The organism is Bordetella petrii, assembly GCF_020991325.1.
GTDB lineage: Bacteria > Pseudomonadota > Gammaproteobacteria > Burkholderiales > Burkholderiaceae_B > Bordetella_A > Bordetella_A petrii_E.
Window position 1 is genome coordinate 1 of the sequence record NZ_JAJMLX010000205.1, and the last position, 8,404, is coordinate 8,404.

Consider the following 8,404-nt stretch of genomic DNA (forward strand, 5'->3'; position numbering starts at 1 on the left):
GTGCCGTTGCGCGGGGCGGCCGTGCCGGCCGCCGACAATAGCAAGCCGCCGCCAGCCGCGGCACCCAGCTTCAGGAACACGCGGCGGCTAATGGAAGTTTCCGCCCGCATCACGATTGTCCTTCGGCAGCCACACGCTTGACCGCGGCCTTGACGCGCGGATAAGTGCCGCAGCGGCACAGATGGCCGTTCATGACGGCTTCGATCTGCGCATCGCTGGGCTTGGGGTTATGGTGCAGCAGCGCCGCCGCGCCCATGATCTGCCCCGATTGGCAATAGCCGCATTGCGGCACCTGTTCGGCCACCCAGGCGCGCTGGACGGGATGGGAACTGTCCGGCGACAAGCCTTCAATGGTGACGACACGCTTGCCCGCCACGGCCGATACCGGTGTCACGCAGGCCCGAACGGCCTGGCCATCCACATGCACGGTACAGGCGCCGCACAGCGCCATTCCGCAGCCGAACTTGGTACCGGTCAATCCCAGTTCGTCCCGAAGCACCCATAGCAATGGGGTGTCATCTTCGGATGTCACCTGGGTCGTTCTACTGTTTACGATAATTTCGATCATGCGAGCAGGCTCCGGATCGGAAAGAGGGGGGGCGCAGGGCCGCAAGCGCGCAGCCCCGCGCCGGCAATCACTTCAGGAAACTGAAGCCGATGGTCTCCAGCTTTTCGGCGACGTCCTCGCCGAACCGCTGCTTGAACTTCTGTGATTCGCCGGGGGCGAAGCCAATATCGTTGTAGTCTGACTCGGCTTTGCCGGTAATGAATACCAACAGGTACGCCACCTGGTCCGTCACATTGGTGAAATCACGGCACACACCGGGCGGCACGCGGATCATGTCGAACGGATCCAGCGTCAGCTGGTGTTCTCCCTCGTCGCCCCAGCGCACCTTGAATTGCCCGCTCAGGCAGAAAAAATGCTCGACCGTAAAGAAATGCGCGTGCAGCATGGGCTTGTCGCCCGGCGGGCACTCGGCAATGATCACCGACAGGTTGTCGTCGGTCAGCACCGCGGGCGTGGCCGACATGGGGCCCGCCGTGCCGGATGGCGCCATCAAGGTATACAGCGATTTTGCCGTCACGGTTTCATAAGCTTCGTGCGGAATACCCTGGTCCCGCCTGTAATAGCTGGATTGAGGTTTCAGTTCGCGGAAGCGGGCAACGTTCTTCAGCATCCGGGCCGGCGAAACGGACACCGTCTTTAGTTGTTTTACGGCACTCATGGTCGTTTTCCTGAAAGGGAAGGGTGGGCTGATTACTGGGCAGGCGAAATACCGATGGGCAGCAGGAAAGCCGACTCGACCTGCTGAAGAATCTTGGCGTGCTCGCGCAGCCAGTCGCGCTGTGGCGCGGCGGTGATCCTGTCGGCCAGCCGTGTCCGCAGGTCGGGATACGCAACAATTTCCACCACTTCGTTGGGCTGGGGAGATTCACTGGTCCACACGCCCATCAACGATGCGGCCGCGTCGCGGTGCCGCTGTTGCACGGCGCGGCCCAGGTCCGCGAACTTGCCCGCCGGGCATCGGTAGATGCGCCGCTCATAGAACGCGCTGGGGCCCGCGATCTGCGCAATCCGGCCTTGCGGGTTCATGAAGCGGACCTCCTGCGTTTGCATGGTGGGCCAGGCGCCGGCCAGGAATTCGTCGCACCAACGGCGGTTTTCCGATAGATCCCGGCGCAACTGCTGGCGCTGGTCTATGGACGTGTATTCCCATATATGGTGAACCTGGTTCAGCATGCCGGATTCGCTGGTCCAGAACCCCACCAGGCGGCCATAGTCACTCTGGCGGATAGGGACGACCCGGCTTTCGGCCAGCGCCAGGTAGGTGTCGAGCTGGCCCGGTTCAATGGTGTAAGTGCGGTATTCGTGAATCATGCGTCGGTCTCCTTTTCCAGCACGATAGCGAAGCCGGTTCGCTTCGACAAACGTATAATAGTCATCCCTAATATTCGTAAATTAGATGGGTAGGCCATACCCTTCCATTGCCATGGACCTGCGCCAGCTTCGCTATTTCGTCCACGTCGCCCATACGCGCAGCCTTACGGCGGCCAGTACCAAGGCGTGGATCACCCAGTCGGCACTAAGCCGGCAGATCAAGTTGCTGGAAGAAGAGCTGGGGGTCGACTTATTCGAGCGGCAGGCGCGCGGCGTCACCCTGACCGAGGCCGGCGAGGTCTTGCTGGGCCGCGCTTCAATGCTGTTGCATCTGGCTGACGAGATAAAAGGGGCTGTCACCGCCGTGGGCGAACAACCCACCGGGCCTTTGCACATCGGCGCGCCGCCATCGCTGCGCCAGATGCTGGTTGCGCCCGTCGTGGCCCAGTACCATGCACAGTATCCCAAGGTGCGCCTGGCGGTGCACGAAGGCACGTCCCGCTCGATGCGCGATGCATTGGCCAACGGCGACATCGATGTCGCCATTGTGTCCAGCCTTGAGGCCCTGGACGCTTTCGATGTCCGCCCTTTTGCAAGCGAGCTTCTCTGCTGGGTGGGCCCTGCCGAGGCCAAACTGGATCCCAGCCGTTTCACGGACATTTCGCGCATTGCTGCCCGGCCGTTGATTCTTACCGCTTATCCCAATAGCCTGCGGCTTATCGTCGACCGCGCATTGGCCAAACGCAATCTATCGGTTGAGCCTGTCATGGAGGCCGACATGATCGCCATGATGTTCGACTTGATCCGGCGCGGCGTCGGGTACACCGTACTGCCTTATTCGGCCGTTCATGAGCCGTTGATGCAGCACTATGTATCGGCCAGCCCTATCCGCGGGCTGCGTATCAAGTGGGTCGCCGCGCAATCGCGCGAACGAACCAGTACGGCGGCCGCGCTGCGCGCCAATGAAATGTTCGCCACCGTCGCGAACGAGAAAATCTCCGCTGGCGAATGGCAAACCGCCCGGCGCGAAGCCGAATAGCGGGCCTCGGCTGTTTTCCGGCGCAGAGGGCATCGAGCACGGCGGCTTCAGGGGCCGGCAATCAGGGTGGCGCCACGCAGCGCGCTCGCGGCAACGGCATTGCCAGGGGTATCATGACGTCCACACCCGCGGCCCGGGCCGGAGACAAGCAGGTCGCCCGCCGCCCCAACAAAACACGCCTTCATAAGCTCCATGACACGCGCAGCACCCGCCTGGCTCATTCCGGTCGTGGCCATCTTTACCCTGCAGACTACGTCGTCGTTCCTGGCGCGCCTGGTGCCCATCGTGGCCCCGGCCATGTCGCAGGAATTCGGCTGGACGGGCAGCACCATCGGCTACCTGACCGCCAGCAATTCCATGGGCGGGCTGGCCATCCTGGTGGCGGGCTCGGGCCTGCTGAAGCAGATCGGCGGCATGCGCACGTTGCAGCTCACCTTGTTCCTGGGCGCGGCCTGCATGGTGCTGCTGCTGTTTCCCAGCCTGGGCCTGGCCCTGCTGGCCTGCTTCATCATGGGTCTGAGCAACGGCGCGGCCAACCCGGCGGGCAGCGAAGTGCTGCAGCGCTTTTCGCCGCCGGGCAAGCGCAACCTGATTTTCTCCATCAAGCAGGCGGGCGTGCCGCTGGGCGGGGTGATCGCCGGCCTGCTGGTGCCCGTGGTGGTGCTGGCGGCGGGCTGGCGCGTCGCCTTGTTCTTCTGCGCCCTGATGGTGGTGGTGCCCACTGCGCTGACGTGGCGGCCCAGCGCGCGTTTCGAAACCCCTTCGGCGGGGTACCGCGTCCTGGCTCTGCCCAGTTGGCAATCCTTGCGCGCCCTGGGCGTGCCGCTGGCTTCGCTGCTGCACAATCGCGGCCTGACCAAAATGTCGGCCGTGGGCAGCCTGTTCGCCGTGTCGCAAAGCTGCTGGTTCACGTTCACCGTCATCTACCTGATCGACGGCCTGGGGTATTCATTGGCCCTGGCCGGCATGGTGTTCGCGGTAATGCAGGCGGGCGGGGTGGTGGGGCGCATCGCGCTGGGCTGGCTGTCCGACTACCTGCGCTCGGCCACGGCGGCGCTGTCTATCGCGGCGGTGTTCTCGGCGGCCACTACCGCGCTGCTGGGCCTGACCAGCGCGCAATGGCCGCTGTGGGCCGTTATCCTGCTGGCCTTCGTGGCGGGCAGCTCGGCGGCAAGCTGGAACGGCGTGCAAATCGCCGAAGTGGCGCGGCGTTCTCCGCCGCACATGATCTCTGAAACCGCGGCGGGTTCCAGCATATTGGTGAACCTGACCAACATGCTGGCGCCCACGGCGTTCGCGGCCTTTGTCGCGATTAGCGGGCGCTACGATTACGCCTTCATCTGCGCGGGGGCGTGTTCGCTGCTGGTGCTGGTGTGCCTGCCGCGCTCAGATTCGCGTTAGGCCGCGTGCGGACGCCGGGTTTCCGGCAGGAACCAGTTCATCACCAGGGCGCAGATGCCGCCCGTTGCCACGCCCGATTCCAGCACGCTGCTCAGCGCATGCGGCAGGTGCGACAGAATCTCGGGCACCTGCGATACGCCCAGCCCCAGCGCCAGCGATACCGAGATGATCAGCAATGCCCGGCGGTCCAGCTGGATGCTGGCCAGGATATTGATGCCGGCGGCGGCCACCGCGCCGAACATCACCATGGCCGCGCCGCCCAGCACCGGCTCGGGCACGGCCTGCAAGGCGCCCGCCACGGCGGGAAACAGGCCCAGCACGACCAGCATGCCGGCGATCCAGATGCCCACGTGGCGGCTGGCAATGCCGGTCAGCTGGATCACGCCGTTGTTCTGCGCGAAAACCGAGCTGGGAAAAGTATTGAACAGGCCCGCCAGCAGCGAATTCACGCCGTTGACCAAGACCCCGCCCTTGATGCGCTGCATCCACAACGGGCCTTCCACAGGTTCCCTGGACACTTTGCTGGTGGCCGTGACATCGCCAATGGCTTCCAGCGAGGTCACCAGGTAGATGATCAGCATGGGCACGAACAGCGGCCACGAGAACCCCAGCCCGAAATGCAGGGGCACGGGTATCTGGAACAGGGCGGCCTCGCGGGCGCCGGTGAAATCCAGCCTGCCCATGTAGGCGGCCGCGGCATAGCCCACCACCAGGGCGATGACCAGCGCCGTGCTGCGGATCCACACGACGGGCAGGCGGTTCAGCAGGACGATGGTGCCCAGCACCAGGCCGGACAAAATCAGGTTCTCGGCGCTGGCGAAGGTGCCGTTCTGCATGGCGCTGTAGCCGCCGCCCATGCTGATCAGGCCCACTTTGATCAGGGTCAGCCCGATCAGCAGCACCACAATGCCGGTAACCAGGGGGGTGATCAGGCGCTTCACGAAGGGCAGTACCCGGCTGATGGCGATTTCCACGAAAGAGCCGGCGATGACCACGCCGAACATCGTGGCCAGCACGGTTTCGACGGGCGTGCCGGTCTTCACCATGGCCGAACCGCCCGCGATCAGCGGCACCACGAAATTGAAGCTGGTGCCCTGCACGATGAGCAGGCCGGCGCCCAGCGGGCCGAACCGCCGGCACTGGATGAAAGTGGCAATGCCCGACACGACCAGCGACATGGACACGATGAGCGTGGTGTCGCGCACGCTGACGCCCAGGGCCTGGCAGATCAGCAGCCCGGGGGTGACGATGGGCACCAGGATGGCCAGCAGATGCTGTAGCGCCGCGACAAAGGCCACCAAGGGGGCGGGGCGGTCGTCGGGGCCGTACACCAGGTCGTGCGCGGGCGGCTCGATGGCGGGGGAACGGGGGGGAATGGGTTGGGTGAGCGGGGCAGATTGCATGAACGGGCGCCGGCCGGCCTAGGGGGACAGGAACAAAGCGTGGATTTTAGCCACTTCGGCCATCCGGCCCCTTGCGGCCCGGCCCGGCGTGCCCGTCAGCGGCCGCGCGTCATCGATTCCAATACCCCGTCGCGCCGTATCCATCCATGGAACAGGCCGGCGGCAAGATGCAGCAGCACCGTGGCAAACAGCAAGAACGCCAGATAGCGGTGCGCGCCGCGCAGCCAGGCAAACAGGGCCGCATCCGCGGGCGCGATGGGGGGCAGTTGCCAGCCGGCCGCCATTACCGGATAACCGCCGGCCGACACCATTGCCCAGCCTATCAGCGGCATCGCGAACATCAGTCCGTACAACAGCATGTGCGAGGCCAGCGCGGCGCGGCGCTGCCAGGCCGGAAGGCCGGGCGGCAGCGCCGGCACCCCTTTGTACAACCGTGTGCCCAGGCGCAGGCACACCAGCGCCAGCAGCGCCAGGCCCAGCGGCTTGTGGATCTGCATCAGCCACTGGTGGCGTTCGGAAACCGAGGCCACCATGCCCACGCCAATGAACAACATGGCCAGGATGCCGATCGCCATCAGCCAGTGCAGCAGGCGCGCAAGCAGGCTGAACTGCGCCACGGGCCGGTGAATGGAAGAGACGGGCAAAGTCATGGTGCGTGCTCCGGTTCAGTGGCAAGGGATGGGGCCGCGGCGCGCCGGGGCGGCCCTTCATGGGTGCGGCGTTCATAAGAGGCGGCATACGCGGCCGAACGTGCCGCCAGCAAGGGGTCGTCAGAAATGGCAATGCCCGGCGGCAGCACGGTGGGGTCGTAGTTCACGTCGCGGCAAGGGCCGGTGTCTTGCGGGGCGCTGCCGGTGATCACCACGGTGCCCGCATCGACAGTGGGGCGGTCCGCCGGCCATTGGCGGGTTGCATCGCGGGTGGAATCGTCCGCGGCCCCCAGTGTCACCAGCAGGCGCCAGCGCAGGGGCCCCTGCGCCAGACGTTGCTGCAGATCGGACTGCAGATAGTCGGCATCATGGCCCGGTTGGGCCGCGGGCGCGGGCCCGGCGTCCAGCGGCGCCAGGCGCCAGCGCACGGGCTGCCGCTTGCCCCGCGCATCCTCAAAGTAAAAGGCGTTCAGGCCAAAATAGCTTTCCGTGGCATAGCTGGCCGACGGCCTGGCCGTCCTGGCCCAGGCCAGGAATGGCGCGGCCTCGGGGTGGGCCGCGAAAAAAGCCTGCATGCGCCGCGGATCCGGCTTGCCTGTCTTGGGGTCGGGCCGGGCGGCCAGTTGCTGATCGTAGAACGCCTGAGGCGTGCTCAGCGGGAATACCGGCATGCTGTTCATGCCAGTACGCCACTGTTCGCCATTGGGCGACGTGAACTGCAGCGCAAAACTGCGGATGGGGACACTGGAATCGGGCGCGTACGGGTTGCCTCCCGGCAGCGCCAGCCGTCCTGTCACCGGTGTGTTGCCCGCCGCGAACACCGCGGCCGCGGACAGGGCATGCGCCGCGCCGCTGCTTTCAAAATGGCCTGTTACACAGACCCCTTTGGCGTGATTGCGGCGAAAACCCGGGTGGACGCCGCTGTTGGCTTCCAGGGCATCCACCACCCGGTCCGGGGTCAGCCGTTGCGGATCCAGCCAGCCGCCCACATAGGCGAAAGCGGCGCCCGAAAAAAGCACGATGGCGCCGATCGCGCCCAGGCGCAGGCAGATTTGCCGGGCATCGAGCGGCCGGGCATCGCGTTGGGATTCTTGCTGCATGAGGCTCCTTGCTCGTAGGGCGCTGAATACCCCTGTAGGACGGCCGGCCAGAAAAAATATTCCGCCAGGGAATAAACCCGCCCGGGCGGCGTCTTACGGTACTGGCCTGTAAGCTTGTGGCGTCACCGGCGCTGGCCGGACAGGAACCCCGACATGATTCGACCGGTACGCTTGCCCATCCACGGCCCGCCATCCGCCGACGACGCTATACCCACGGACGAATTGTCCGACGCTCTGCTGCGCCTGCTGTTGCCGCGCCTGCGGCGCTTTGCCCTGCGGTTGGCGCGCGATCCGGCATCGGCCGACGACCTGGTGCAATCCACGCTGGAAAGAGCACTGACGCGCTGGCCCAGCCGCCGCCCGCAAGGCGATGTGCGGGCCTGGCTGTTCACTATCCTGTACCGCCAGTTTCTGGATTCCCAGCGGCGGTCGCGCCGCTATGCGCGCCTGCTGGACTGGTTCGCCGGATCCGACGCGGCGGCGCCGTCGGCGGAACGCGAGGCAATCGCCCGATTGTCGCTGGATGCCTTCGACCGCCTGCCCGAGGCCCAGCGCACCCTGCTGTGGCTGATCAGTGTGGAAGGGCTCAGCTACAAGGCCGCGGCCGATCTGTTCGATGTGCCGCTGGGCACGGTGATGTCGCGCCTGTCGCGCGCGCGCAGCGCGCTGCGCGGCCTGAATGAAGGGCCGGCCGGCGAGGCCCGCCTGAGGATACTGAAATGAACAAGCAATCTATCGACGACCTGGCGCGCAATGCGTTCGTGGACGGCCAACTGGACCCGGCCCGGCAGCAGGCCATGCAGGTCTATCTGCAGGCGCATCCCGAGCAGGCGCAGGAGCTTGCCGCCTGGCAGCGCGACGCGCAGCGCCTGCGCGATATGGCCGGGCAAGACAGCATGCCGCCCAACCCCGCGCTGGACCCCGCCGCGGTG

Annotated in this window: 10 protein-coding genes; 4 read left to right on the top strand and 6 right to left on the bottom strand. The window is 65.8% G+C overall.

Annotated elements, in window-relative coordinates:
- Window positions 1-109: 109 nt before the first annotated feature.
- From LPZ50_RS17955 to LPZ50_RS17965, 3 genes are all read right to left on the bottom strand, one after another.
- Window positions 110-568: a (2Fe-2S)-binding protein gene (locus LPZ50_RS17955; RefSeq protein WP_230663241.1), complete on the bottom strand. Its 459-nt coding sequence runs from the start codon at window positions 566-568 to the stop codon at window positions 110-112.
- 67 nt (window positions 569-635) lie between these two features.
- Complete coding sequence (locus LPZ50_RS17960) at window positions 636-1,226, bottom strand: cupin domain-containing protein (RefSeq protein WP_230663243.1); 591 nt, start codon at window positions 1,224-1,226, stop codon at window positions 636-638.
- Between the two features lie 32 nt (window positions 1,227-1,258).
- Window positions 1,259-1,879 (bottom strand): NIPSNAP family protein, encoded by a 621-nt coding sequence (locus LPZ50_RS17965; RefSeq protein WP_230663245.1) that lies wholly within the window; start codon window positions 1,877-1,879, stop codon window positions 1,259-1,261.
- 85 nt (window positions 1,880-1,964) lie between these two features.
- On the opposite strand from LPZ50_RS17965, the gene LPZ50_RS17970 reads away from it, so the two are divergent.
- Together LPZ50_RS17970 and LPZ50_RS17975 are read left to right on the top strand one after the other, a co-directional pair.
- Window positions 1,965-2,918, top strand: a complete 954-nt coding sequence (locus LPZ50_RS17970) for a LysR family transcriptional regulator (protein WP_230663247.1) — start codon at window positions 1,965-1,967, stop codon at window positions 2,916-2,918.
- A 192-nt stretch (window positions 2,919-3,110) separates the two neighbouring features.
- Window positions 3,111-4,319 (top strand): MFS transporter, encoded by a 1,209-nt coding sequence (locus LPZ50_RS17975; RefSeq protein WP_230663249.1) that lies wholly within the window; start codon window positions 3,111-3,113, stop codon window positions 4,317-4,319.
- Here the strand turns inward: LPZ50_RS17975 and LPZ50_RS17980 are convergent.
- The 3 genes from LPZ50_RS17980 to LPZ50_RS17990 form a co-directional block, all read right to left on the bottom strand.
- Complete coding sequence (locus LPZ50_RS17980; RefSeq protein ID WP_230663251.1) at window positions 4,316-5,722, bottom strand: nucleobase:cation symporter-2 family protein; 1,407 nt, start codon at window positions 5,720-5,722, stop codon at window positions 4,316-4,318. The two genes, LPZ50_RS17975 and LPZ50_RS17980, sit on opposite strands and share 4 nt — an antisense overlap.
- 95 nt (window positions 5,723-5,817) lie before the next feature.
- Window positions 5,818-6,372, bottom strand: a complete 555-nt coding sequence (locus LPZ50_RS17985) for a cytochrome b (protein ID WP_230663253.1) — start codon at window positions 6,370-6,372, stop codon at window positions 5,818-5,820.
- Window positions 6,369-7,472, bottom strand: a complete 1,104-nt coding sequence (locus tag LPZ50_RS17990) for a catalase family peroxidase (protein ID WP_230663254.1) — start codon at window positions 7,470-7,472, stop codon at window positions 6,369-6,371. Before LPZ50_RS17990 ends, LPZ50_RS17985 begins: the two co-directional genes overlap by 4 nt.
- Window positions 7,473-7,679: 207 nt before the next feature.
- On the opposite strand from LPZ50_RS17990, the gene LPZ50_RS17995 reads away from it, so the two are divergent.
- Window positions 7,680-8,195 carry a sigma-70 family RNA polymerase sigma factor gene (locus LPZ50_RS17995; protein ID WP_230663256.1) on the top strand — a complete coding sequence of 172 codons (516 nt, stop codon included), beginning with the start codon at window positions 7,680-7,682 and terminating at the stop codon, window positions 8,193-8,195.
- A partial coding sequence (locus tag LPZ50_RS18000; protein WP_419195611.1) for an anti-sigma factor family protein occupies window positions 8,192-8,404 on the top strand: 213 nt, incomplete at its 3' end. The genes LPZ50_RS17995 and LPZ50_RS18000, both read left to right, overlap by 4 nt.

Coding starts and splice junctions, on each gene's coding strand:
- LPZ50_RS17965 (WP_230663245.1), bottom strand. CDS start 1,879: ATGATTCACGAATACCGCACTTACACCATTGAACCGGGCCAGCTCGAC.
- LPZ50_RS17985 (WP_230663253.1), bottom strand. CDS start 6,372: ATGACTTTGCCCGTCTCTTCCATTCACCGGCCCGTGGCGCAGTTCAGC.
- LPZ50_RS17960 (WP_230663243.1), bottom strand. CDS start 1,226: ATGAGTGCCGTAAAACAACTAAAGACGGTGTCCGTTTCGCCGGCCCGG.
- LPZ50_RS17955 (WP_230663241.1), bottom strand. CDS start 568: ATGATCGAAATTATCGTAAACAGTAGAACGACCCAGGTGACATCCGAA.
- LPZ50_RS17975 (WP_230663249.1), top strand. CDS start 3,111: ATGACACGCGCAGCACCCGCCTGGCTCATTCCGGTCGTGGCCATCTTT.
- LPZ50_RS17980 (WP_230663251.1), bottom strand. CDS start 5,722: ATGCAATCTGCCCCGCTCACCCAACCCATTCCCCCCCGTTCCCCCGCC.
- LPZ50_RS17970 (WP_230663247.1), top strand. CDS start 1,965: ATGGGTAGGCCATACCCTTCCATTGCCATGGACCTGCGCCAGCTTCGC.
- LPZ50_RS17990 (WP_230663254.1), bottom strand. CDS start 7,472: ATGCAGCAAGAATCCCAACGCGATGCCCGGCCGCTCGATGCCCGGCAA.